This window comes from Pseudarthrobacter sp. RHLT1-30-1, from assembly GCF_059383415.1.
The window spans coordinates 1-23,384 of sequence record NZ_JBWZCG010000004.1 but is presented as its reverse complement, the minus strand read 5'-3'; the positions used below and the strand labels follow the sequence as shown (position 1 = coordinate 23,384).

Below are 23,384 nucleotides of genomic sequence, written 5' to 3'. Positions count from 1 at the left end.
GATTACTTCTTCTCGTCTTCGTCAACGATTTCGGCGTCGACGATGTCCTCGTCGGAGCCGGCTGCCTTCTCACCTTCGGGCGCACCTTGGGCGCCGGTGGCACCGTCCGGGGAACCTGGCTGCGCGTAGATGGCCTCGCCGAGCTTGGTCTGGGAAGCCTGCAGCTTCTCGAACGCGGTCTTCACGGCGGCGTCGTCGGTGCCTTCGAGGGCGGCCTTGAGGGCGTCGACGTCGGCCTGGACCTCAGTCTTGACCTCTTCGGGCAGCTTGTCGGCGTTGTCGGCGATCAGCTTGTCCACGGAGTAGGCCAGCTGCTCGGCAGTGTTGCGGGTGTCGGCTGCCTCGCGGCGTGCCTTGTCCTCTGCTGCGTGCTCCTCGGCGTCCTTGACCATACGGTCGATGTCTTCCTTGGAGAGGCTGGAACCGCCCGTGATGGTCATGGACTGTTCCTTGCCGGTGCCCTTGTCCTTCGCGGAGACGTGCACGATGCCGTTGGCGTCGATGTCGAAGGTGACCTCGACCTGCGGCACGCCGCGCGGGGCCGGAGCGATCCCGGTCAGTTCGAAGGTGCCCAGCGGCTTGTTGTCGCGGGTGAACTCGCGCTCGCCCTGGAAGACCTGGATGGACACGGACGGCTGGTTGTCATCCGCCGTGGTGAAGGTCTCGGAGCGCTTGGTCGGGATGGCCGTGTTGCGCTCGATCAGGTGCGTCATGATGCCGCCCTTGGTTTCAATGCCGAGGGAGAGCGGGGTGACATCGATCAGGAGGACGTCCTTGCGTTCGCCCTTCAGGACACCGGCCTGCAGGGCGGCGCCGACGGCGACGACCTCATCCGGGTTGACGCCCTTGTTCGGCTCCTTGCCGCCGGCGAGTTCCTTGACCAGGTCGTAGACGGCCGGCATACGGGTGGAGCCACCGACCAGCACGATGTGGTCGATCTCGGAAAGCTTGATGCCGGCTTCCTTGATGACGTCGTGGAACGGCTTCTTGGTGCGCTCGAGCAGGTCCTTGGTGAGGTCCTGGAACTTGGCGCGGGTCAGCTGCTCGTCCAGGTGCACCGGGCCGTCGGGGGTGACGGAGAGGTACTGCAGGGAGACGTTGGTGCTGGAGGAGGAGGAGAGCTCCTTCTTGGCCTGCTCGGAGGCCTCACGCAGGCGCTGCAGGGCGATCTTGTCCTTGGACAGGTCGATGCCCTTGACCTTGAGCTGGTTCAGCAGGTAGTTCACAACGCGCTGGTCCCAGTCGTCGCCGCCGAGGCGGTTGTCGCCGGCGGTGGAGCGGACCTGGATCGTGGAGAAGTTGTCCTCGTCCTTGCCCACTTCGAGCAGGGAAACGTCGAAAGTTCCGCCGCCGAGGTCGAATACGAGGATGAGTTCGTCTTCCTTGCCCTTGTCCAGGCCGTAGGCCAGTGCGGCCGCGGTGGGCTCGTTGACGATGCGGAGGACCTTGAGGCCCGCGATTTCGCCGGCTTCCTTGGTTGCCTGGCGCTCGGCGTCGTTGAAGTACGCGGGAACGGTGATGACGGCGTCGGTGACCTTTTCACCCAGGTAGGACTCGGCGTCGTTCTTGAGCTTCATGAGGATACGGGCGGAGATTTCCTGCGCCGTGTACTTCTTGTCGTCAATGGCGACGCTCCAGTCAGTGCCCATGTGGCGCTTGACGGACGCAATGGTGCGGTCAATGTTATTGACGGCCTGGCGCTTCGCGATCTCGCCCACGAGTACTTCGCCGGACTTGGAGAATGCAACAACCGACGGAGTGGTGCGGCCACCCTCGGCGTTGGCAATAACGGTGGGCTCGCCACCTTCGAGAACTGAGACGACGGAGTTGGTCGTTCCGAGGTCAATACCTACTGCACGTGACATGTGTTGCTTCCTTCTTTTCCTTCGAAACTTGCCGGATTGGCTGCGGACCCAAAGGATCCAACCGCTATTGAGTGATCTGCACTCAACTTTACCGCGCACCGAATCAAAGTCAATCCAAAGTTGAGTGATGTGCGCTCAACTTGGGCCACCCGGGTGACCCACAGCTATCCCCGGAAGCCACTCTTACCCGGAATTCCGGGGACTTTTCGGGCACCGCGAGGCCCGAAACCTTCCTGTTCGCTGAGCGCGAAGCCGGCCGCTCAGCGGTCTCCGCGTCCCGCTTCGCCGGTGGAATCGTTGGACCCGTCGTTCGCGGGTGTTTCTTTCTCCGTCCGGCTGCCGGTCCGCCGGGCACCCGTATCGCCGGCGGCGCCATAGTCGCCTTCCGGATACTCGCCCTCTTCGCCAGCGGCGGACCGCGCGCCGGTCGTGCCGGCGGCAGCCCGGTCGTCGGCAGGATTAACACGCTCGTCGGCGGCGCCGCCGCTGACGCCGGCCGGTCCGTAGTCCCCCTCGGGGTAGTCACCCTCCTCGAGGCCGACGGCCGTGGCACCGCTGACGCCCGCCGCACCATAATCTCCGGTGGGGTATTCGCCTTCGACGGCCTCGGGCGGGTTCTCCCCGGCGGTGCCCGCCGAGCCGTAGTCGCCCTCCACGTACTGGCCTTCCGCGGGCTTGTCCTCGGGTTCCGCTGCCGTTCGGTCGAACTCGCTGTTTTCGGACATGGTTGGATCCTTCCCGGAAGCATCGGCGCGCCCAGGCAGGCGCAGGGGCAGTCTATCGAGCAGCGCCGGCCGGCAACAGGGGGGACTGAAACCCTGGCACGGCGGCCATTCCCGGGGTGGGACGGCCCGTCAGCCTGGCTGCTCCCCGGCGGGTCGAAGGCCTGCGAGATCCGACAGCACAGCCAGGTGGTGGGCGAACAGGTCGTCCGCGGCCGCGAAGGTGCCAGCCCCGTACTGGCCGAAAACTTCGAAGCTGATGGCGCCGAACAGCGAGGTCCAGACGAGCGCGCCGCGCGCCAGCAGGGAGTCCGGCACGGCCAGTCCCAATCCGCTGCGGATCCGCTCCAGGTCGGCGGCAAGCGGCTGCTCGACGGCGGCCTGGCCGCCAGGCTCCGTCAACTGTCCGGCTCGGTAGGCGCCGTCGAGGAGGGCCATCAGGGCGTAGATGACGCGAGTTCCCGGTCCCGTGGTTTGCTCGGCGGGCGCCCGGTATCCGGGCACGGGGCTGCCAAACAAGAGTCCGTAGCGGGCCGGTTCGCGCAGCGCCCAGCGCCGGGCCGCGGCTCCCAGGGCGGTGAACCGTCCGGCGAAATCGGTGGCTGGCAAGGCGGCCACGGCGTCCTCCACTTCGTCGCCGAGTTCGTTGTAGGCGTCGATGAGCAGCAGCGTCAGCAGTTCCTCGCGGTTCTCCACATACCGGTAGACGGCCGAGGAGACGACGCCGAGGTCGCGGGCCACGGCGCGGAGCGACAGCGCGGCAGCCCCATGCAGCGTCAGGTGCACCCGGCCGAGCCGGACAATGTCCTCGATGGTCCGGGCGCGGGCACGCTCGCGCGGGGTGGGCGGCTTCGCAGACGATGGCTTAGCGGGCGGGGCCGGCTCCACGGGCGGCGCAGTGACGGTCGGAGGCATACGTCCAGCATTCCACGAAGCAGAGCAGTGTCAACAAATGTGAGCACTGCTCTTGACTTGAGTCGCAGCGGAGGCCATCCTGACATTAGAGAGCACTGCTCTCAGCAAACTCCCACCGGCCGCGCAAGACGGACCGGCGCAGCCGCGGATTCAACCCAGCGAGAGCGAGAAAACCATGTCCCAGCCAGGATCCCCCGAAGTCCCGGGCTCCTCCGGGCCCGCAGAGTCCGCCGCATCCCGGCCCGGTTCCCCCGGGGCCGCAGAGTCCCCCGCATCCCGGCCCGGTTCCCCCGGGGCCGCAGAGTCCCCCGCATCCCGGCCCGGCTCCCCCGCCTCTGCCCGGTATGTGGTCACCGGGGCAGGTCCGGTCGGCTGGACGGTTGCCGAGCAGTTGGCGGCCGCGGGCCATCGGGTGCGGGTGCTTACCCGGTCCGGCAGCGGTCCCGACCACCCCCTCGTCGAGAAGGTCTCCGTCGATGTGTCCGAGCCGTCCCGGCTCGGGGAGCTGTTCGGCGGCGCCAGCGCCGTGTTCCATTGCGTCCACGGCTCGCGGTACAGCGCGAGCACTTGGGCTGCGGAACTCCCGGGCGCCGAGCAGTCGGTGCTTGCCGCGGCGGGTGCGGCGGGCGCCGTCGTCGTTTTTCCGGAAAGCCTCTACTCCTACAGCGAGCCGGACCGGCCGATGACCGAGGATGGCCCGCGCGATGCGCGGGGCGGCAAGCGGGGGATCCGCACCGGGCTGCTGGCGGCCCGCGCCGGGTCCGCCACGGACACCGCGAGTGTGGTGGCGAGTGACTTCTTCGGCCCCAGGGTGCGGGGCGCGCATGCCGGCGAACGGATGGTGAAGCCCGTGCTGGCGGGGAAGTTCCTGATGGTGGTTGGCAACGCGGACCTGCCGCACTCATTCACGTACGTGCCGGACCTGGCCGCCGCCATGATCGCGGCAGCGCAGAATCCCGCAGCCTGGAACCGGGTGTGGCATGCGCCGACCGGCCCGGCCCTGAGCCAGCGGCAGATCGCCGACGCGTTCGCCGCCGCTGCCGGCGTCCGGGCACCGCGGGTGGCCGCCGTCCCCGGCTGGGCGCTTCGGACGATGGGCATGTTCTCCCCAGGTACCCGCGAACTGACCGAAACCCTGTACCAGTTCGAGCATCCTTTTGTGATGGACTCGCGCGCCAGCGAGGAGGCCCTGGATCTGCGCCCCACGCTGCTCCACGACGCAGCCGCCGCCACCGTTGCCTGGTGGAAGCACCAGGCACAGTGACGGCGGTTAGGCCGGGTATTCCAGCTAGCGGATTCCCGCCTGCGCGGATTCCGGCTCGGTTTCCGGTTCCGGTTCCGGAGCGGACGGAAGGGCGCGTGCGCCGCCATCGGGCTCGGGGCGTCCCAGCTTGCTGGGCCACCAGATCCGCGGCCCGATGTCGTAGGCCAGGGCCGGGATGAGCAGCGAGCGGACCAGGATGGTGTCCAGCAGCACCCCGAAGGCCACGATGAAGGCCAACTGCGCCAGGAACATGATGGGGATGACGCCCAGGGCGGCGAAGGTGGCCGAGAGGACCACTCCGGCGGACGTGATCACACCGCCGGTGACCCCTAGTCCGCGCAGGATGCCCGGCCGCGTGCCGTGCTTCAGGGACTCCTCCCGGACCCGGCTCATCAGGAAGATGTTGTAGTCAACCCCCAATGCGACCAGGAAGACGAAGCCGAAGAGCGGCACGGTGGCATCGGCTCCGGAGAACCCGAAGATGTTGTTGAACACAACGGCTGAGACGCCCATCGCGGCGCCGTAGGACAGGACCACCGATGCGACCAGCAGGACCGGCGCCAGTACAGAGCGAAGCAGCAGCATCAGGATCACGAGGATCACGGCGAGGACCACCGGGATGATGGTGACGAGGTCACGCTGTGCGGTGGTGTTTGTGTCCAGCGCCGTCGCCGTCACGCCGCCGACCAGTGCGCCGCCGTCGATCTTCTTGAGTTCCCGGCGGAGGGCCACGACGACGTTTTCGGCCTCGTTGGAGTCCGCGGCGTAATTCAGGGTCGCGTTGATCAGGACCTTCCCGTCCCTCACCGCAGGCGTTGCGGGCGGACCGGGGACCCCGGCGACGACCGGCGCGCCGCCGTCGGCCAGCAGGTACGCGGCCCCGACGCCGTCGGTCGCCGTGGTCTTGTCCAGCACGTCCTGGGCCTTGGCCTCGTCAACGACGATGACGGCGGGGCTGCCGGAGCCGGCGTCGAAGTGCCGGGCCAGGGCGTCCTGGCCGTCGACGGCGTTGGAGGCGGTGAGGATGACGTCGGTCTGCGGGACGCCGTTGGCCTTGAGCTGCAGGACGCCGGCGGAGGCCACCAGAAGCAGCAGCACTGACGCGATCCAGACGGTCCGGGGGCGGCGGGAAACGAGGCTGCCGGTGGCACGCCACAGGCCCTTCTGGCCCTCAAGCCCGGTGACGAGTTCAGGCTCCCGTCCGGCGTCCGGGAGCAGCTTGGGGCGGAAGGGCCAGAACGCGGCCCGGCCCAGCAGCGCCATCATCGCGGGCAGCAGCGTCAGTGCGGCGAAGAGTGCGCAAAGGATGCCCGCGGCGGCCACCGGTCCAAGGGCTTTGTTGGAGTTTAGGTCGGAGAACAGCAGGCAGAGCAGGGCGATAATCACCGTGGCGCCCGAGGCAAGGATGGGTTCCCACGATTTCTTCCACGCGGTGAGGGCGGCGGCCGTGCGGTTGGTGGTGTGCGTCAGGGCTTCACGGAACCGTGCCACATAGAGCAGCGCGTAGTCCGTGGCGGCACCGATCACCAGGATGGACAGAATGCCCTGGCTTTGGCCGTTGAGCTGGATCCAGCCGAGCTTGGCCATGCCGAAGACCAGCATGATGGCGGCGCAGAGGGCGAAGACGGAGGTGAACAGCACAGCGATCGGCAGCAGCAGCGAGCGGTAGACGATCAGCAGGATCAGGAACACGGCGCCGAGGGCCACGAGAAGCAGGATCCCGTCAATGCCGGCGAAGGCACTGACCAGGTCCGCCGTGAGCCCGGCCGGGCCGGTCACAAAGGTCTGCATTCCCTCCGGAGCGGACGCCTGCACCTGCGAACGGAGTTCCTTGACGACTTCCTTCACTTCGCCCGAGGAATCGATCGGAACCACAAACTGCACTGCCTTGGCATCCTCGGACGGGATCGGGCCGATAACGGTGCTTCCGGCGCCCAGCGCCTCGAGCTTGACCTTGAGGGCCGCGGCCTCGCCGAGCTGGGCCGGGGTGAAGGCGGAATCGCTCTCGATGATGATGACGGCGGGGATCTCGTTGGAGTCCCGGAACTTGGCCTGCCAGTCCTGCGCCGCGGTAGCCTCGGCCCCCGCCGGGAGGAACGACGCCTGGTCATTCGAGGAAACCTCGCTCAGCCGGCCAAAGGTGGGTCCGCCGATCCCGGCGATGGCCAGCCACGTGACAACGAGCAGCACGGGAACCAGCCAGCGCAGCCAGAAGGGGACGCGGGCACTTCCGTGTGGGGTCTTGTTCATGGTTCCTTCTGGTGCGGGTCTGGGACGAGTACAATTGAGTCCATAATAGACTATCTCCATGATGGAGATAAACAGGTGCGAGCGGATTCTTGAGAAATCTTGCGGCGACGGGCCGCGGCAAGGGTCCCACGCACTGCAGTAAACTCCGGAGGTCGCCATCTTCGGAGCAGGCGAGGACACCCACAGGGAGAGGAAGGTGCGCACCGTGACAGTCGATCCGTCAGGACGCCCCGACCCTTCCGGGCCGCCGCCTTCCGGGCCGCCGCCGCTGGTCCGGCTGCTGCAGGAGTTCAGCCTGGAGGCCAACCGCTACGTGGATTCCGCCGGCGGACGCAATGACATGCACCGGACGGACCTGAACGCCCTGTCCGTGATCATGCAGCACGCGGCCAGGAACGAGATTGTCACGCCCGGGGTGCTCCGGAAGGAACTCCACCTGAGCTCGCCGGCAACCACCGCCCTGATCGACCGGCTGCACAACTCCGGCCACGTGGTCCGGGAACGGCAGGGCACGGACCGCCGCCAGGTCCAGCTCCGCATGACCCCCAAGGCGTACCGCGACGGCGGCGCGATGTTCCGGCCGCTGGCCCTCCACATGGCGGCCGCGATGGCCGAATTCACTCCGGAGGAACTGGACATTGCGACGCGGTTCATGTCCTCGATGATCGAGGCGACGGTCCGGGCCGGGCAGGAGGCGGCACAGCAACCGTCGCCGCCGCCAGATACAGCACCCTGAGGTCATTTCCGCGCGCGGAGCGGTAGCTTTTCCTTATGAGTGCGCAGCAGCCTGAAGATGTGTACAGCCATGGCCACCACGAGTCGGTCGTCCGCGCCCATGCCTCCCGGACGGCGGAGAACTCCGCGGCGTTTGTGATCCCGCACCTCACCCCCGGGGTTTCGGTGCTCGACGTCGGCTGCGGGCCGGGCAGCATCACGTGCGATTTCGCCGGTCTCGTCTTCCCCGGAACAGTTACCGGGCTGGACCGCTCGCCCGAGGTGATCGGCCAGGCGACCGCCCTCGCGGCCGAGCGCGGCGTGCAGAACGTTGGATTCGTGGCCGGCAACATCTACGACCTTGACTTTGAGGACGAGACGTTCGACGTCGTGCACGCCCACCAGGTTCTGCAGCACTTGACCGACCCCGTTGCCGCCCTGCGGGAGATGCGCCGCGTCGCCAAGCCGGGCGGGATTGTGGCGGTGCGCGACGCCGATTTCCACGGCATGAGCTGGTTCCCGGCCGTCCCCGAACTGGACGAATGGATGGAGCTCTACCAGCGGATCGCCCGCCGCAACGGTGCCGAACCCGACGCCGGCCGCCGCCTGGTTTCCTGGGCCCAGTCCGCCGGGTTTACCGACGTCGCACCGTCCAGCAGCAACTGGCTCTATGCCACCGACCAGCAGCGCCGCTGGCAGGCCCGGGTCTGGGGTGAACGAGTGCTGCACTCAGCCTTCGCGGACCAGGCGCTCGAGTACGGCTTCGCGAACGCCGCGGACCTGGCCCGGATCTCAGCCGGCTGGCACCGCTGGGGTTCCACCGATGACGGCTGGTTCCTGATCCCCAACGGCGAAGTGATCGCCCGGGCGTAAGCGTCAGCCCGTTGTCCACATAGCCGGGGCGGACTCTGGAGCTCGAAGGGCAGGTTTCTTAGCATCAAAACATGATCATCCAAGCAGGTTTTGACCTCGAGATACTCGCCCGCCCGCTCATCATCCAGCACGGCATGCTGATGCCAAGTCTCGTACTGATCTGCCTGGACGCGGACATGCAACTAAGCGAAATGGATGTCCTCCCCGGGGATTTCGCGGGCTGCCTTGTCCCTTTCCAGGACGCCGTCCTCGCGGCACTGGTTCCGGAAGCCACGAAGTACTTTGCGATAGCCCATCCCGGCAGCTTCGATGACGCCTACGGCTACCCGGATCCGGTTCTCGAGGAGGCCCTGGCGTTGGAAGCGAAGGCAGCCGAACGGGGAATCCAGCTGATCGGCCACTTCGCCATCGACGAAACTGGCTACATGTCAGCCCGAGCGCGTTCGTACTTTGACCAGTATCCACGTTATGCGGACCTGCCCAGGACCAGGTTCCACTGGTCGCATTCAAAGCTGGGCAAGTGTGGCTGAGCGCGTTGGCATATCGGCCTCCCCGTTAGCGAAGGGCGCAGGGAACGGCCGCTCCGGCCCGGCGCAGCAGCACTGAGTGATGAGGAGCTGGCCCGCGCCCGGACCGCCTGCCTCCAACGGCCGACCCGCGGCTGGTGACTGCCCGGATCGCAGCACTGTCGCGGCCGGGGTATTCCCTGCTTCAAGATCTGCCGCTAGGGTGCTCTCAGAAACCCCACGGCGAGGAGATCCCATGCGCAAGGTGACGGCCGGCCTGTTCAGTTCCGTGGACGGTGTGGTGGAAGACCCGTTCCGCTGGCAATTCGACAGCTTCGACGAGGAGCTGGGCGCAGGAATGGGCGAGATGATGGGCCGGATCGATACCGGTCTCCTGGGCCGCGTTGGCTACCAGCAATGGGCGGAGTACTGGCCGAACGCAGAAGCCGACGCCGACTTCGGCGCGTTTATCAACCCGCTGCCCAAATTTGTGGCGTCCCGGACCCTGGCCGGCGAGCTGGCATGGCAGAATTCGCAACTGATTGAGGGGCCGCTGGAGGATTTCGTCGCGGGCTTGAAGAACGGCGACGGCGGCGACATCGGCGTCTTCAGCAGCATCTCGCTCGTCCGCCAACTGCTGTTCGCCGGGCTGCTCGACAGCCTGATGCTGATCGTCCATCCCGTGATCGCGGGCGGTGGCCGCAGGCTCTTCGAAGACGGCGATCCCCTGACCCGGCTTGAGCTGCAGTCGTCCCAGCAGACCAGCAAGGGCAACATGATTCTGAGCTACGGCCTCCGCGCCAGCTGAGGGGAGCGTCTGGCCCCCCGGTGGCTTCCCGACGGCCGGCAGCACCCGGCGGAAAATGTGGGGTCCGCGGCCGTACACTGAATCAGTGCAACCCTCCCTTTGGCTGGCCCTGGCGGGCGCCGGTGTCCTGATCAGCTTCACGCCCGGCGCGGGCGCCATCAACACTATGAGCAACTCGTTGAATTCCGGCTTCCGGCGTTCCATCTGGGGTATCCTCGGCCAGCAGGCCGCGCTGGTAGTGCACATCGTGATTGTGGCCCTCGGTGTCGGCGTGCTCGTGGCAAGTTCGCCGGTGGCCTTCAATGTGATCCGCTACGCCGGCGCCGCCTACCTTGTCTACCTGGGCATCCAGCAGTTCCGCCACAAACCCGATCTCGACCAGGAAAAGGCCGCCGCCCTGCGCAACGAGCCGGCGTTCTCCATGTTCCGCCGGGGCCTCTGGGTGAACCTCCTAAACCCCAAGGCGGTCGTCTTCTTCCTCGCCTTTATGCCGCAGTTCATCCGTCCGGAGAATCCGCTGCTCCCGCAATACCTGATCGTGTCCGCCACCGTGATTGTGATTGACATCCTGGTCATGTGGTTCTTTTTCGCCGCTGCGGCCAAGTCCTTTCAGCGCTTCACCCACGATGCCCGCGGGCAGCGGATCCTCAACCGGACATTCGGCGTGCTGTTCATGGCGGTCGGCGTGATGCTGGCCCTCATCCACTGACAGCCGGTGGCCGCAGCCGGTCACTGCTGCACGGAATTCAGCTTCCGCAGGTCAGCCTTCCTGATCTTGCCGCTGGCTGTCCGGGGCATCTCATCGACAAACACCACGGACTTGGGGATTTTGTAGCGCGCCAGGCGACCTTCCAGATACCGCCTGAGCTGTTCCTCAGTGAGTTGGGCCCCCTCACGCAGCAGGACGACCGCCCGGGGCACTTCACCCCACTTCTCATCCGGCACGCCAATCACAGCCACGCTTCCCACCGCCTCCAGTTCCGTGATGGCTTGTTCCACCTCGGCGGGGTAGATGTTCTCGCCGCCGGAAATGATCATGTCTTTGATCCGGTCTGAGACGAAGACGAAGCCGTCGTCATCCTTGTATCCCATATCGCCTGACTTGAACCAGCCACCCTCCGCATATGACTCGGCGGTGGCGTCAGCCCGGTTCCAGTATTCGCGGATCACATTGGGACCCTTGATCTGGATCTCTCCCCCAGTTCCGGGCTCCGCGGTGCCGGCTATTGGGTCGGCTATGCGGACGTCGGTGAAGAAGTGCGGAAGCCCGGCGGAACCGGCCTTGTCGCGGGACCGCGCCGCGGGGAGGACCGTGGCTGCAGGCGCGGTTTCGGTCATGCCGTAGCCGGTGCCGATCTGCAGGCCCCGGGACTCATAGGCGTCGAGCACCCGCATCGGGATCGCGGACCCCCCGCAGGTGAGCTTGTTCAGCGAGCTAAGGTCCGTCGAGGCCCACGCGGGATGTTCGCAGATGAGCTGATAGGTGGTCGGGACCCCGCTCATAGTGGTGACGCTGTACTGCTCGATGAGGGCCAGGACCCGGCTGGGGTCAAACCTGGATTCGAGGATGACCGTTCCGCCTTTGAGCAGCGTCGGGAGTACGCCCATGTCGAGGGACGCGACGTGGAACATCGGCGAAATCATCAGCGCCACGTCCTGCGAGGAGAAATCGAAATCCACGATCACGTTGATGCAGTTCCACGTGACGTTGCCGTGGGTCAGCAGGGCGCCCTTTGGACGGCCCGTGGTTCCGGAGGTGTAGAGGATCATGGCGCCATCGTCCAGCGTGACCGGTTCGTCGATGGGTTGGTTCCCGGCGGAGGCCAACACGTCCTCAAAGTCCTCCACCGCCGCTGCGTCCGCCCCGCGGGCAGCCTGCACGCCGCCGCCTGCCGCACTGGCCGAGGAACCGTCAAGGGAATCGTCGACGACGACGAGTCTCGCCACTGCCGTGCCGGCCGACCCGCGGGCTGCCAGGTCGCCGAGGCTGCCGGCATGGACAAGGGTCCCGGCACCGCAGTCCTGCAGCTGGAACTGGATTTCCGGGGGTGCCAGCCGGGTGTTGAGCGGGACGAAGATGGCGCCCAGTGTGCCGCAGGCAAAAAGGGTCTCCAGGAAAGACGGGTGGTTCTCGCCCAGGTACGCAACCCGGTCCCCCTTGGCCACGCCGCGGTCCCGCAGGGCGTTGGCGAGCCGCAGGGTCCGGTCCGCGAACTGTTCATAACTGAGTTCCCGGTCTCCGCTGATCAGGGCGGTCTTGCTTCCGGACTTCGGGCGGCGACGTTGCAGCCATGAGCCGATGCCAAAATTTTCCATGGCGAATCCTTTCTACTGTGAGGTTAGCCCGTTGCACGGGACCCGATGAAGGGTCAGGCCTGGACGGTCTGGAGGTCGTTGTTCTTCGGTTCCCGGGTCAGCAGGATGAAAATGATGGAGACCACCGACATGGCCGCCAGGTACCAGACCACCGATGTTGTGTCCTGCCCGGAGTCCTTGTAGATCTGCGCCACGATGCCCGGGGTGAAGCCGGCGCCCAGCAGGGTTGCCAGCTGGTAGCCCAGCGATGCCCCGGTGTAGCGGGAGGTGGTGCCGAACTGCTCGGACACGAAGGCCGCCAAGGGACCGAACAGCGTGGAATGGATCATCAGGCCGATGGCGAATGCCACGAAGATCAGCATGATGTTGTTGGAGGAGAGCAGCTGGAACATCGGCACCAGGTAGATAATGAAGAGAACCAGTCCGCCGATCATCACCGGCCGCCTGCCCACCTTGTCGGAGATCTTTCCGCCCAGGATGACAAACGCAATGTACAGGGCCGACGCTGCGGCAAACGCGTACAGCACACCCTGCCGGTCCGCGCCCTTGGATACTGCGAAGGTCACCGAGAACGTCGCCAGGACCACCTGGAGGGCGAAGCCGGCGGCGCCGGCCAGCATGGTGAAGATCAGGGTCTTGGGGCGCCGCAGTACCAGCAGCAGCGGAATATCCCGCTTGGCCGTGAGGCCCTGGCGGATGGCTTCCTGGTCAGCCTGTGCCTTTTCGGCCTTTTCCTGTTCCAGTGCGGCCTTGAAGATGGGGCTTTCGGAAACCTTCAGCCGGACGAACATGCCTATGCCCAGCAGGACGAAGGAGAGCAGGAACGGCACGCGCCAGCCCCAGCTCAGGAACTGGGCGTTGGGCAGGGCCGAAAATGCGCCCATGATCAGGGTGCCCAACACGGCACCGGTGGGCGCCCCGGCATTGACGAAGGAAGCTGCAAAGCCGCGCTTGCCGGATTCGGAATGCTCCAGTGCCATCAGGGCTGCGCCGCCCCACTCGCCGCCGACGGCAATGCCCTGGAGGACGCGGAGGATCACCAGGAGCACAGCGCCCCAGGGACCGGCCACGGAGGCGTCCGGAACCACTCCGATTAGAGTGGAGGCGACGCCCATCATCAGCATGGAGATGATCAGCATGTTCTTGCGGCCCAGCTTGTCGCCAAAGTGGCCGAAGATGACGCCGCCCACGGGACGTGCCACGTAGCCGGCGGCGAAGGTGCCATAGGCGGCCACGACGCCCACCCAGTCGTCCATGCCGGAGAAGAAGACCTTCGGGAAGACCACGGCCGCAGCCGTGGCGTAGAGCAGGAAGTCGTAGTACTCGATGGTGCTGCCCAGGTAGCTCGAGGCAATGACGGTGCGGGCTTCCTTGCGCCGCTCGGCGGTGCCCATAGCCTGAAGCTGAGTGAGTTGGGACATGGTTGTTCCTTTGAACAGAGGAGGGTTCTTGGGGAAGGACTTTTACTTGTAGAAGCGGGCGAGGAACTCGGCGACGACGGCGGGGCGCTCCTGGCCTTCGATTTCGATCGTGTTGGCGACCTTGATCTGGGCGCCGCCCTTAACCTCGGTGACCTCGGCGATGGTGGCCTGCATGCGAATGCGGGAGCCGACCTTGACGGGCGAGGTGAAGCGGACCTTGTCCAGTCCGTAGTTGACCTTGGTGGTGACGCCGTCGACGTCGAACAGCTCGCCCCAGAAGGGGATGATGAGCGAGAGGGTGAGAAAGCCGTGGGCGATCGGGGCGCCGAACGGGCCGTCCTTGGCGCGCTCGGGGTCAACGTGGATCCACTGGTCGTCACCGGTGGCGTCGGCGAACTTGTTGATCTGTTCCTGGGTAATTTCGCGGTACTCGGTGACCCCGAGATCGGTGCCGGCGAGGGTGAGCAGTTTGTCGAAATCGACGACGAGATTGGGCATGGTGTCCTCCTGGAGGGCTGGGTGGGGTAGGGAACTGTCCGACGGCGGTGCCGGAGCGGGGTGCGTTGGTTTTGGTGGCGTGCCGGTCAGCGGGTGAAGGCGCTTTCGCCGGTCAGGGCCCGCCCGACGATGAGGGCGTTGATTTCGTGGGTGCCTTCGTAGGAGTAGACGGCCTCGGCGTCGGCATGGAAGCGGGCGACGTCGGTCTCGAGGGTGATGCCGTTGCCGCCGACCACTTCGCGGGCGAGGGCCACGGTTTCGCGCATCAGCAGCGACGTCTGCATTTTGGCCAGGGCGGAGTCCTGGTCGCGGTAGATGCCCCTGGACTGCTGTTCGGTCAGCCGCACCACGAGGGACAGCGCCGACGTGACATTGCCGAGCATCCGGGCCAGTTTTTCCTGGACCAGCTGGAAGGATCCGAGCGGGCGGCCGAACTGCCGGCGTTCCGTGACGTAGCGCAGGGCCGCCTCGAAGGCACCGGCCGCGAGGCCCGTGGCGATCCAGGCGACGTCCGAGCGCATCGCCCGCAGCATGGCCGCGACGTCCCGGAAGGAGTTCACGTTGTGCAGCCGCATGGCTTCCGGCACATGGACGCCGTCGAGGGTGATGTGCGCGTTCTGCATCATCCGCAAGGCGGTCTTGCCGTGGATCTTCTCCAGCGTCACGCCGGGAGCGTCCCGCTCGACGAGGAAGGCCTTGACCTGGCCGTCGGCCACGTCGCGGGCGAACACGGCCAGCACGTCGGCGGTGGCGGCACCGCCGATCCACCGTTTGGCGCCGTCGAGGACCCAGCCGTCGCCCTCACCGTCCTGAACCCGGCGTGCGGTGGTGGAGAGCCCGCCGGCGATGTCGGAGCCGGACTCCGGTTCGGTCAGCGAGAAGACGCCCTTGAGCGAGAAATCGATGACTTTCGGCATCCACTGCGCCTGCTGTTCTGCGGAGGCGCCAACCCGGATGGCGGTCCGGAACAGTCCGGCCTGGGCCGTGTAGAAGGTGGCGAGCGAGGCGTCGGTGCGGGCGAGTTCGAAGATCCGGAAGCCCTGGTAGATTCCGCGGGCCGGGCTGCCCTCCGGGCCGCTCAGTTCAGCCGGTTCCATCAGATCCAGGCCGATCAGCGGCTCGGCGAGTTCATCCGGGAACTCGCCGCGTTCCCAGTAGTCGGCCAGCAGGGGCCGCGCCTTCTCGTCGAGGAAGCTCCGCAGCCTGCCCAGCACACGGCGTTCCCCCGCCGTCAACAGGGACTCGGCGTCGTAGTAGTCGCAGACGCCGTACAGCCGGGTTTGCTGTTCGGTATCGACAGTCATCTCAGCCTCCCAGTCCGAGCAGGCGGACGGCGTTGTGCTTGAGGATCTTGGGCCGGACCTCGTCCTTGAGCGGCAGGTCCGCGAAGGCACCCAGCCACTTCTGCGGGGTGATCAGCGGGAAGTCGGTGCCGAAAAGGACCTTGTCCTGCAGCACGGAGTTGGCCATCTTCACCAGGGATTCCGGGAAGTACTTCGGGGACCAGCCGGAGAGGTCGATGAAAACATTGGACTTGTGCGTGGCGATGGAGTTGGCCTCGTCCTGCCACGGCACCGAGGGGTGGGCCATGATGATCTGCAGTTCCGGGAAGTCCGCGGCGACGGCGTCCAGCAGCAGCGGGTTGGAGTAGCCCAGCTTGATGCCGTAGCCGCCCGGGAGCCCGGCGCCCATGCCGTTTTGTCCGGTATGGAAGATGGCCGGCAGGCCCAGTTCCTGCAGGGCGGCCCAGAGCGGGTAGAACTGTTCGTTGGACGGGTCGAAACCCTGCAGGGACGGATGGAACTTGAACCCGCGGGCCCCCAGGTCGATGGCCTGGTGCTTGGCGCCCTGGATGGCCTCCGGGCCGGTCCGGGGATCGACGCTGCCGAACGGGATCAGCACGTCGTTGTTCCGCGCGGCGCCGGCGATGAGGTCTTCGATGCTGTTCGGCTCGTGCTTGAGCTGGGTGCGGGCATCGACGGTGAACACGACGGCGGCCATGTTCAGATCGCGGTAGACCTCGGCGATCCGGTCCAGCGACGGGGTGCGGTCCTCGGACTTGAAGTACTTGGCGGACGCTTCGGTCAGGGCCGGCGGCAGGGATTCGTGGCCGTGGCCGTCCACCTCGAGGTGGACATGCATGTCGATTGCGTCGAGCTTCTCGGCATCGATGCCGAGTTCATAACGCTGGGAGGCCATGTCAGCGGACCTCTGCCGGTTCGGGCTTGAGGTCTTCCGGAAGCGGCAGGAATTCCTCGCCCACGCTCTGCAGTTTATCGCCGAAGAGCTTCCCGAAGTTATCGATCAGGTCGGCATAGCCCCAGCCGCCTTCGCGGTACTCCGTCACGGCGGCCTCGGGGTGGGTCCACAGCTGCAGGCGGTCTCCGCCGGCGCCGATGGCCTGGCCGGTGATGCCCGCCGCCTCGTCGGAGGCGAGGAAGGCAACGAGTCCGGCGACGTCGTCGGCGGTGCCGAAGCCGAGCTCGTGGCGGAAGAAGGCGGGCATGGCCTCGCCGCGCTCGTCCGCTTCGACGGCCTTCTGGAAGTACGGGACCGTCTTGGTCATGGCGGTGGCGGCCACCGGGATCACGGCGTTGGCGGTAACGCCGGCCTTCTTCATTTCCAGGGCCCAGGTGCGGACCATGCCAACGATGCCGGCTTTGGCGGCGGCGTAGTTGGTCTGGCCGAAGTTGCCGCGCTGTCCGGTGGGCGAGCCGATGGTAATGATGCGGCCGGCTATGCCGTTCTCCTTGAAATAGGCGAACGCTTCGCGGGCGCAGGTGAAGGTGCCCTTCAGGTGGACATTGATCACGGCATCGAAGTCCTCGTCGGTCATCTTCAGCAGGGACTTGTCCCGCAGGATGCCGGCGTTGGTGACCAGGATGTCGAGCCGGCCGAAGGACTCCACGGCCGTCTGCACGAGCTGCCGGGCGGCTTCGCTGCTGCCCACCGGCGCGACGACGGCGACGGCACGGCCGCCGTCAGACTCAATGGTCCGGACCGCCTCGGCTGCCACTGCGGCGTCGACGTCGTTGATGACGACGGCGGCACCCTGGCGGGCGAGCTCCCGGGCGTAGGCCAGGCCCAGTCCCCGGCCGCTTCCGGTGACGATTGCAACTTTTCCTGACAGGCTCATGATGCTCCTTTGCACTGCGCCTCGCGGCGGATGTTCCCCGGGAGCCTGTGTGTGAGGCACATCTCCCTTGACTGCTTCAATTAGAAAGGCAATCCTTGAAAATGTCAATCATTTATTTATGCATCCAATGGCCGTCCCCCAGGCGTGTGATCATTGAATAATTCAACGACCCATTCGGCCACCAGCCCGGAAGGCACCATGACACTTCAGGCACGCGACGCCACTGAAAGCTCCGGCGGGGCTTCCACGCGACTGGCGGCATCAAGCATCAGTACTGACATCGGCTTCCTGCTGGCCAAACTGCACGCGGCTGGCAGCGTGCTGAACAACGCCGCACTCGCGGAGTTTGGGCTGAAAGAGCGGTCCTACTCTGTGCTGGCGCTGGCGTGCGGCAATCTGGGACCCACGCAACGCGAGTTGGCCGAGTTCCTCAGCCTCGATCCCAGCCAGATCGTGGCCCTTATCGATGAGCTGGAACAGCGCGGCCTGGTGGAGAGAAAACCGGGAATCTCCGACCGGCGGCAGAAACTCGTGTCCGCCACACGAGCGGGACGCACCCTGCATGCTGCCGCCCAGAAGGCCGCCCAGGCTGCGGAAGCACACCAGCTGACGATGCTGACCGGCGAGGAGGTGGCGTCACTGCGGTCCATTCTCCGCAAGGCCGTCTGGACCGGAGCTCCCGAGAACCCTTAGTTAGAAATCTGTAAACCCAATATGACTTTTCTGTAATATCCGGAGCCCGGAAATTAGCCAACATGTGCCGCATGATCCATGCTTAGCACTATGACCTCAACGTCGAGCCAGTACCGGATCATCGCGGTCTGCACCGGGAACATCTGCCGGTCGCCGATGGCCGAATTGATGCTGGCCGAGGCCATCGCCACCGCCGGCCTGGCCGGCGCCGTGGTTGATTCAGCAGGAATCACGGCCTATGAAGTGGGCCGCCCGATTGACCCGCGGGCCGCCCGCAAGCTCACCGCCAAGGGTATTTCCTCGGACCAGCAGGTGGCCCGCGAATGGGACGCCGGGTGGTTCACCAGCCGCGAACTCATCCTGGCCCTCGACGTGGACCATTTCGGCTGGCTGCAGCAGGCGGCGCCGGACGCCAGGTCCCTGGCGAAGATCAGGATGTTGCGCAGCTTCGATCCGGCCGTTGCGGGCAAGGACCCCCTCGATCAGGGCATCGAAGACCCTTGGTACGGTGGGCACGCGGACTTCGACCTCACCTGGGACCTGATCCACGCCGCGCTTCCCGGGATCGTGGCGCACGTCCGGGCTGAGCTCGGGCAGCGAGGGCCCGGCGTGCAAAATCCCGGCTCAACAGGGCACCGGGTACGCTCTATTCCATGAGTCCCGCACCCGTCATCATCGCCATCGACGGACGATCCGGCGCAGGCAAGACCACCCTGGCGATCGAACTGGCGGCGCGGCTCCGCGAGCACCACAAGGTTTCCCTTTTTCACCTCGAGGACCTCTACCCCGGCTGGAACGGGCTGATGGCAGGCATTGAACGCTACGCCGCGACGGTCCTGGCCCCGCTGCACCGCGGCGAGAAGGCCGAATGGGTCAGCTGGGACTGGACGGCGCACTACGACGGCGACGTCCGCACCACCCAGCCCGCCGAAATCGTCCTGGTGGAAGGCGTGGGAGCCGCCGCGGCGGCCGCCCGCCCCTTCCTGAGCGCGGTGATCTGGACCGATGCGCCCGAACCGGACCGGCGCACCAGGGCCCTGGCCCGCGACGGTGACAGCTACGAACCCTACTGGGACCCATGGGCCGCGCAGGAGCAGGAGTGGCTGGCCGGGGACGACGTCCCCGCCGCAGCCGACGTCCGGGTGCTCAACCTGGCTGACGGCGCCGCTCCGGCGGATGTGCTGCAGGCCCTCCAGTACCTTCCGGCGCTGTCTCCCGTGCTGCTCCCGGAACTTGCCGCCCGCCGCGGCCTCCAACTCCGCGCGGAACGGATCGACGCCACCCCGGACCCGGCCGCACTGTTCGAGACCCTTTTCGGCCAGTCCGCCAATGCCGTCTGGCTCGATTCCTCAATGGACCCGCGGGATGCCGGGCCGGAGGGCGGCGCGGCGCCGGAAGGCAGCGCTGCCGTGCAACGGAGCCGCTTCAGCATCCTGGCGGACGACGGCGGCCCGTTCGGCCAGTCGGTCCGGCACTGTTCGGGGACCACCAGCGTGAGCGTCGGCACCGCCGTCGTCCGTGCTGAAGGGTCATTCTTCCGCTGGCTTGACGGTGTCTGGGGCCGCCGCCGGCTCCAGGGCCCCGAGGACTACCCCTGCGACTTCACCCTGGGGTGGCTTGGCTACCTCGGCTACGAACTCAAACGTGAGACCGGCGGCAGCGACGTCACAGCCGAAACGCCCGACGCCTGCCTGCTGTTCGCCGGCCGCGCGGTGGTCCTGGACCATGTGGAGCACACGGCCTGGCTGCTGGCACTGGACGCTTCCGGCGCCGACGACTGGCTGGACACGGCGCGCACCACCGCGCTCGAGGGACCATCCGGGCAGCCGGCGGCGGGCGGCCGCGGCGCCGTCGAACCTCGCGCTGCCGGCTCCGCTCCCCTGGACTTCGCTGCGCGGGACTCGGAGATCTCCTACAAGGCCAAAATTGCCGACGCACAGCACGAGATCGCCGAGGGCAACACGTATGAGGTCTGCCTGACCACGGCGCTGACGGCCGAACTTCCCGCCGCCGCCCCGGCCCCGTTCCAGACCTATGTCGCGCTGCGCCGGCGGAATCCCGCCCCTTTCGCCAGCTTCCTGCGGTTCGGGGACCTCACCGTGGCGAGCACCTCGCCGGAGCGCTTCCTCCGGATCGCGGCCGACGGCCGGATGCGCGCCGAGCCGATCAAGGGCACCCGGCACCGGGACCCGGACCCCGCCAGGGACGCGCTGCTGCGGCAGGAACTGGCGTCCTCGCCGAAGGACCGCGCCGAGAACATCATGATCGTGGACCTGCTGCGCAACGACCTCAGCCACTTCGCGGTGCCGGGTTCGGTCTCGGTCAGCCGGCTCTGCGCGATCGAAAGCTACGCCACGGTGCACCAGATGGTGAGTACCATCGATGCCCGGCTCCGGCCCGGGATGCCCCGGGCCGAGGCTGTCGCGGCGTGTTTCCCCGCCGGGTCCATGACCGGGGCGCCGAAGGTCAGCACCATGGCCATCCTGGACCGGCTCGAGGGCGCACCCCGGGGGATCTACGCCGGCGCGATCGGCTATTTCTCGCTCAGCGGCGCGACCGATCTCGCCGTCGCCATCCGGACCCTCGTGCTCACCGGCCGGGCCGGGGGCGGCACCGGACTCAGCCTCGGCGTCGGCGGCGCGATCACGGCCGATTCCTCGCCGCAGGAGGAGTACGAGGAGATCCGGACCAAGGCCTTCGGCGTCCTCTCTGCCCTCGGCGCGGACTTCCCGGCCGGCTGACCAGGCTACTGCAGGGTGGACGTCAGCCGCGCGACGTTGTCCACGTATTTGACGCCAATGGGCCGCTTCATCCAGTCCTCGAGCGTCAGTTCGCGCGATATGTCCCGGTAGCTGTCTTCCACGGCGCTGATCCGGCGCACGATGTCCTCGCCCAGGAGCATCACCGAGACCTCCAGGTTCAGCGAGAAGGAGCGCATGTCCATGTTGCTGGAGCCCAGCACGGCGACCTCGTTGTCGATTGTGAAGTGCTTGGCGTGCAGCACAAACGGCGCCTTGTACAGGTAGATCCTCACGCCGGCTTCCAGCAGCGCCTCGTAATAGGACTGCTGGGCGTGGTGGACCAGAAACTGGTCACCCTTTTCCGAGACGAAGAGTTCGACGTCGACGCCGCGCTGCGCCGCCGTCGTCACCGCATACAGCAGCGAATCATCCGGGACGAAGTACGGGCTGCAGATCGAGATCTTGCGCTGCGCCGAGTAGATCAGGGTGTTGAAGAGCCGCAGGTTGTTTTCGGTGATGAAGCCCGGACCGCTGGGCACCACCTGCGCCGTGATGTTGCCGGCGTGCAGTTCGGGGCGGTGCGCGAGCTGGCCCTCCAGCGACTCGTCGGTCTCGCTGAGCCAGTCGGTGGCGAAGACGACGTTGAGCGTGGTGACGATCGGCCCGCGCAGGCAGGCCATCAGCTCGACCCATTCGCGGCCGAGCTTGCGGTGCCGCGGGTTGTTGTACGACGGCTCGATCAGGTTCTGCGAACCGGTGAAGGCGACCTCCCCATCGATCACCATGATCTTGCGGTGGTTGCGCAGGTCCGGGCGGCGCCACTGCCCCTGCAGCGGGTTCAGCGGCAGCATGGGCCGCCAGCGGATCTTGCTGGCCTTGAGCCGGGTGATCAGCCTGCGGTAGCCCTTGATCCGCAGCGTCCCCAGGTGGTCGAACAGGAGGCGGACCTCGACGCCGCGCTCCGCGGCTTCCTCCATCGCGGTCAGCAGGTCATCGGTGATGTGGTCCGAGCTCAGGATGTAGAACTCCGCGTTGACGAAGGTCTCGGCCTTACGGACGGCGGCGGCCATGGCCTTGATGGAGTCCGGGTAGCCGGGCAGGAGCTCGACATGGTTGCCGTCGACCATCGGCAGCGAGCCCAGGGTTTTGTTCAGTTCCGCCGCGGAGGACACCCATTCCGGGCCCTCGTAGCGGCTTTCCTGCATCGCCAGATCCGATGCGCCGGCGCGCACCCGGGTGTTCACGGCGTCCTGCTGCGCCCGGCGTTTGCGGGAGAGACGGAAGTTGCCGAAAAGCAGGAAAAGCACCACGCCCACCGCCGGGACAAAGAAAATGACCAGGAGCCAGGCCATGGCCGTGGTGGGGCGGCGGTTTCCAGGGATGATGCCGAGCGCCACCACCCGGATGACGAGGTCGACCACAGTCAAAATCAGGATCACCCACGACGGAAGCGTTTCCGCCAGCGAAAATGGCCACAGCACAGGCGAACCCCTCAAGTTCCAGACCCGCGGAACAGTTCCGGAACGGGCAACCTTCAAATCCTATCCCGCGGCGCGCCGCACTAAGCTGAAGCCATGACTTCTCCTGCCCCCGCCCCTGCCCCGGTGCTGGTCTTCCTGGATCCCGCGTTCGACGACGGCCGGCTGGCCGATGCCACCAAGCCGCAGCTGATGGCGACAGACCAGGGCGCCACCCGCGGCGACGGGGTCTTCGAGTCGCTGCTGGCCGTGGGCGGGCAGCCGCGCAAGCTCCAGGCGCACCTGAACCGGCTGGCCGGGTCCGCCCGGCTGCTGGACCTGGACATCCCGGCCGAGGACGCCTGGCGCCGGGCGATCACGACGGCAATCGGCGAATACCGGCGCCAGCACGTGCCGGGCGCCGCAGGCAGCGATGACGACGAACTCGTGGTCAAGCTCCTCGTGACCCGCGGCGTCGAAGGTGCAGCCGGGCCCACCTGCTGGGTCCAGGCCTCCGCCCCCGGACCGACCGGGCGGCGGCAGCGCGAGACCGGGGTCGATGTCATCCTGCTGGACCGCGGCTATGACAGCGAAGTCGGCGAACGGGCGCCGTGGCTGCTGATGGGCGCCAAGACACTCTCCTACGCCGTCAACATGGCCGCGCTCCGCTACGCACACACCCAGGGCGCGGACGACGTCATCTTCACCTCGGCGGACGGCCGGGTCCTGGAGGGCCCGACGTCGACCGTGCTGCTCGCGCACCTGGAGACCTCCGACGACGGGGCCGGCGGGGTCCACACCGTCCGGCGGCTCATCACGCCCCAGCTCGACAGCGGGATCCTGCCCGGCACCTCGCAGGGTGCCCTGTTCACGGCGGCCAAGGCCGCCGGCTGGGAGCTGGGCTACGGCCCGCTGGAGCCCCAGGACCTGTACGACGCCGACGCGGTCTGGCTGATCTCGAGCATCCGGCTGCTGGCGCCCGTCAACCACATCGACGGCAAGGAAATCGGCACCCCCGAGCTGCGCCGGCAACTCACGGCGGAACTCAACGCCCTCTACGCCACCATCGAGTAACCCACCCGACACCCCTTCACCCCACACCCCAACGCGGGGGCCACTCCGGACCCTCCCGGCCACCGGAAGGGGGCACAAATGAACACGCGTTGCAGGGTATCCCAGTACACCACACCACAAACAAGGATCTG

At 66.8% G+C, this 23,384-nt stretch carries 21 protein-coding genes; 10 read left to right on the top strand and 11 right to left on the bottom strand.

All coding sequences use genetic code 11. From position 1 onward, the window contains the following. Nucleotides 1-2: 2 nt before the first annotated feature. From dnaK to AC50YM_RS04700, 3 genes are all read right to left on the bottom strand, one after another. Entirely contained in the window at nt 3-1,865 is a 1,863-nt protein-coding gene (gene dnaK / locus AC50YM_RS04710) for a molecular chaperone DnaK (protein ID WP_494955815.1), read from the bottom strand. A 260-nt stretch (nt 1,866-2,125) separates the two neighbouring features. Next, complete coding sequence (locus AC50YM_RS04705; RefSeq protein ID WP_494955814.1) at nt 2,126-2,590, bottom strand: hypothetical protein; 465 nt, start codon at nt 2,588-2,590, stop codon at nt 2,126-2,128. 129 nt (nt 2,591-2,719) lie between these two features. Then, a complete protein-coding gene (locus tag AC50YM_RS04700; RefSeq protein WP_494955813.1) occupies nt 2,720-3,502 on the bottom strand; it encodes a TetR/AcrR family transcriptional regulator in 783 nt (260 codons plus the stop codon). A 175-nt stretch (nt 3,503-3,677) separates the two neighbouring features. Here AC50YM_RS04700 and AC50YM_RS04695 point away from each other — a divergent pair, with 175 nt between their 5' ends. Then, nucleotides 3,678-4,766 carry an NAD-dependent epimerase/dehydratase family protein gene (locus tag AC50YM_RS04695; protein ID WP_494955812.1) on the top strand — a complete coding sequence of 363 codons (1,089 nt, stop codon included), beginning with the start codon at nt 3,678-3,680 and terminating at the stop codon, nt 4,764-4,766. Between the two features lie 24 nt (nt 4,767-4,790). On the opposite strand, the gene AC50YM_RS04690 is transcribed toward AC50YM_RS04695, so the two are convergent. Beyond that, a complete protein-coding gene (locus AC50YM_RS04690; RefSeq protein WP_494955811.1) occupies nt 4,791-7,016 on the bottom strand; it encodes an MMPL family transporter in 2,226 nt (741 codons plus the stop codon). A 205-nt stretch (nt 7,017-7,221) separates the two neighbouring features. On the opposite strand from AC50YM_RS04690, the gene AC50YM_RS04685 reads away from it, so the two are divergent. The 5 genes from AC50YM_RS04685 (at nt 7,222) to AC50YM_RS04665 (ending at nt 10,626) form a co-directional block, all read left to right on the top strand. Next, complete coding sequence (locus tag AC50YM_RS04685) at nt 7,222-7,752, top strand: MarR family winged helix-turn-helix transcriptional regulator (RefSeq protein WP_494955959.1); 531 nt, start codon at nt 7,222-7,224, stop codon at nt 7,750-7,752. A 35-nt stretch (nt 7,753-7,787) separates the two neighbouring features. Further along, nucleotides 7,788-8,603 (top strand): class I SAM-dependent methyltransferase, encoded by an 816-nt coding sequence (locus AC50YM_RS04680; protein ID WP_494955810.1) that lies wholly within the window; start codon nt 7,788-7,790, stop codon nt 8,601-8,603. Between the two features lie 71 nt (nt 8,604-8,674). After that, on the top strand, nt 8,675-9,133 hold the full coding sequence (locus tag AC50YM_RS04675; protein WP_494955809.1) for a hypothetical protein: 459 nt from the start codon (nt 8,675-8,677) through the stop codon (nt 9,131-9,133). A 232-nt stretch (nt 9,134-9,365) separates the two neighbouring features. Next, complete coding sequence (locus tag AC50YM_RS04670; RefSeq protein ID WP_494955808.1) at nt 9,366-9,917, top strand: dihydrofolate reductase family protein; 552 nt, start codon at nt 9,366-9,368, stop codon at nt 9,915-9,917. A gap of 85 nt (nt 9,918-10,002) precedes the next feature. Then, nucleotides 10,003-10,626 (top strand): LysE family transporter, encoded by a 624-nt coding sequence (locus AC50YM_RS04665; protein WP_494955807.1) that lies wholly within the window; start codon nt 10,003-10,005, stop codon nt 10,624-10,626. Nucleotides 10,627-10,646: 20 nt separating this feature from the next. On the opposite strand, the gene AC50YM_RS04660 is transcribed toward AC50YM_RS04665, so the two are convergent. The 6 genes from AC50YM_RS04660 to AC50YM_RS04635 all read right to left on the bottom strand — a co-directional run bounded on the left by AC50YM_RS04660 (nt 10,647) and on the right by AC50YM_RS04635 (nt 17,288). After that, nucleotides 10,647-12,233, bottom strand: coding sequence for an acyl-CoA synthetase (locus AC50YM_RS04660; protein ID WP_494955806.1), 1,587 nt, complete (start codon nt 12,231-12,233; stop codon nt 10,647-10,649). A 53-nt stretch (nt 12,234-12,286) separates the two neighbouring features. Further along, nucleotides 12,287-13,654, bottom strand: coding sequence for an MFS transporter (locus AC50YM_RS04655; RefSeq protein ID WP_494955805.1), 1,368 nt, complete (start codon nt 13,652-13,654; stop codon nt 12,287-12,289). Nucleotides 13,655-13,696: 42 nt separating this feature from the next. Further along, nucleotides 13,697-14,152: a MaoC family dehydratase gene (locus tag AC50YM_RS04650; RefSeq protein WP_209742095.1), complete on the bottom strand. Its 456-nt coding sequence runs from the start codon at nt 14,150-14,152 to the stop codon at nt 13,697-13,699. An 86-nt stretch (nt 14,153-14,238) separates the two neighbouring features. Beyond that, nucleotides 14,239-15,456 (bottom strand): acyl-CoA dehydrogenase family protein, encoded by a 1,218-nt coding sequence (locus AC50YM_RS04645; protein WP_494955804.1) that lies wholly within the window; start codon nt 15,454-15,456, stop codon nt 14,239-14,241. 1 nt (nt 15,457) lies between these two features. Beyond that, nucleotides 15,458-16,351 carry an amidohydrolase family protein gene (locus tag AC50YM_RS04640; protein ID WP_494955803.1) on the bottom strand — a complete coding sequence of 298 codons (894 nt, stop codon included), beginning with the start codon at nt 16,349-16,351 and terminating at the stop codon, nt 15,458-15,460. A 1-nt stretch (nt 16,352) separates the two neighbouring features. Continuing rightward, a complete protein-coding gene (locus AC50YM_RS04635; protein WP_494955802.1) occupies nt 16,353-17,288 on the bottom strand; it encodes an SDR family NAD(P)-dependent oxidoreductase in 936 nt (311 codons plus the stop codon). Between the two features lie 198 nt (nt 17,289-17,486). On the opposite strand from AC50YM_RS04635, the gene AC50YM_RS04630 reads away from it, so the two are divergent. The 3 genes from AC50YM_RS04630 to pabB all read left to right on the top strand — a co-directional run bounded on the left by AC50YM_RS04630 (nt 17,487) and on the right by pabB (nt 20,722). Then, a complete protein-coding gene (locus tag AC50YM_RS04630) occupies nt 17,487-17,981 on the top strand; it encodes a MarR family winged helix-turn-helix transcriptional regulator (RefSeq protein ID WP_494955801.1) in 495 nt (164 codons plus the stop codon). A 90-nt stretch (nt 17,982-18,071) separates the two neighbouring features. Next, nucleotides 18,072-18,638 carry a low molecular weight protein-tyrosine-phosphatase gene (locus AC50YM_RS04625; RefSeq protein WP_494955800.1) on the top strand — a complete coding sequence of 189 codons (567 nt, stop codon included), beginning with the start codon at nt 18,072-18,074 and terminating at the stop codon, nt 18,636-18,638. Continuing rightward, nucleotides 18,635-20,722, top strand: coding sequence for an aminodeoxychorismate synthase component I (gene pabB / locus AC50YM_RS04620; protein ID WP_494955799.1), 2,088 nt, complete (start codon nt 18,635-18,637; stop codon nt 20,720-20,722). The genes AC50YM_RS04625 and pabB overlap by 4 nt, the downstream gene beginning before the upstream one ends. 5 nt (nt 20,723-20,727) lie before the next feature. On the opposite strand, the gene cls is transcribed toward pabB, so the two are convergent. Then, the gene (cls, locus tag AC50YM_RS04615) at nt 20,728-22,203 is read right to left on the bottom strand and encodes a cardiolipin synthase (RefSeq protein ID WP_494955798.1); all 1,476 of its coding nucleotides are present in this window, start codon (nt 22,201-22,203) and stop codon (nt 20,728-20,730) included. Nucleotides 22,204-22,296: 93 nt separating this feature from the next. Between cls and AC50YM_RS04610 the strand changes: the two genes are divergently transcribed. After that, nucleotides 22,297-23,253, top strand: coding sequence for an aminodeoxychorismate lyase (locus tag AC50YM_RS04610; protein WP_494955797.1), 957 nt, complete (start codon nt 22,297-22,299; stop codon nt 23,251-23,253). Nucleotides 23,254-23,384 lie beyond the last annotated feature (131 nt).

Coding starts and splice junctions, on each gene's coding strand:
- AC50YM_RS04700 (WP_494955813.1), bottom strand. CDS start 3,502: ATGCCTCCGACCGTCACTGCGCCGCCCGTGGAGCCGGCCCCGCCCGCT.
- AC50YM_RS04670 (WP_494955808.1), top strand. CDS start 9,366: ATGCGCAAGGTGACGGCCGGCCTGTTCAGTTCCGTGGACGGTGTGGTG.
- AC50YM_RS04645 (WP_494955804.1), bottom strand. CDS start 15,456: ATGACTGTCGATACCGAACAGCAAACCCGGCTGTACGGCGTCTGCGAC.
- AC50YM_RS04695 (WP_494955812.1), top strand. CDS start 3,678: ATGTCCCAGCCAGGATCCCCCGAAGTCCCGGGCTCCTCCGGGCCCGCA.
- AC50YM_RS04690 (WP_494955811.1), bottom strand. CDS start 7,016: ATGAACAAGACCCCACACGGAAGTGCCCGCGTCCCCTTCTGGCTGCGC.
- AC50YM_RS04610 (WP_494955797.1), top strand. CDS start 22,297: ATGACTTCTCCTGCCCCCGCCCCTGCCCCGGTGCTGGTCTTCCTGGAT.
- AC50YM_RS04625 (WP_494955800.1), top strand. CDS start 18,072: ATGACCTCAACGTCGAGCCAGTACCGGATCATCGCGGTCTGCACCGGG.
- AC50YM_RS04660 (WP_494955806.1), bottom strand. CDS start 12,233: ATGGAAAATTTTGGCATCGGCTCATGGCTGCAACGTCGCCGCCCGAAG.
- AC50YM_RS04650 (WP_209742095.1), bottom strand. CDS start 14,152: ATGCCCAATCTCGTCGTCGATTTCGACAAACTGCTCACCCTCGCCGGC.
- dnaK (WP_494955815.1), bottom strand. CDS start 1,865: ATGTCACGTGCAGTAGGTATTGACCTCGGAACGACCAACTCCGTCGTC.
- pabB (WP_494955799.1), top strand. CDS start 18,635: ATGAGTCCCGCACCCGTCATCATCGCCATCGACGGACGATCCGGCGCA.
- AC50YM_RS04630 (WP_494955801.1), top strand. CDS start 17,487: ATGACACTTCAGGCACGCGACGCCACTGAAAGCTCCGGCGGGGCTTCC.
- AC50YM_RS04635 (WP_494955802.1), bottom strand. CDS start 17,288: ATGAGCCTGTCAGGAAAAGTTGCAATCGTCACCGGAAGCGGCCGGGGA.
- AC50YM_RS04675 (WP_494955809.1), top strand. CDS start 8,675: ATGATCATCCAAGCAGGTTTTGACCTCGAGATACTCGCCCGCCCGCTC.
- AC50YM_RS04655 (WP_494955805.1), bottom strand. CDS start 13,654: ATGTCCCAACTCACTCAGCTTCAGGCTATGGGCACCGCCGAGCGGCGC.
- AC50YM_RS04680 (WP_494955810.1), top strand. CDS start 7,788: ATGAGTGCGCAGCAGCCTGAAGATGTGTACAGCCATGGCCACCACGAG.
- AC50YM_RS04640 (WP_494955803.1), bottom strand. CDS start 16,351: ATGGCCTCCCAGCGTTATGAACTCGGCATCGATGCCGAGAAGCTCGAC.
- AC50YM_RS04705 (WP_494955814.1), bottom strand. CDS start 2,590: ATGTCCGAAAACAGCGAGTTCGACCGAACGGCAGCGGAACCCGAGGAC.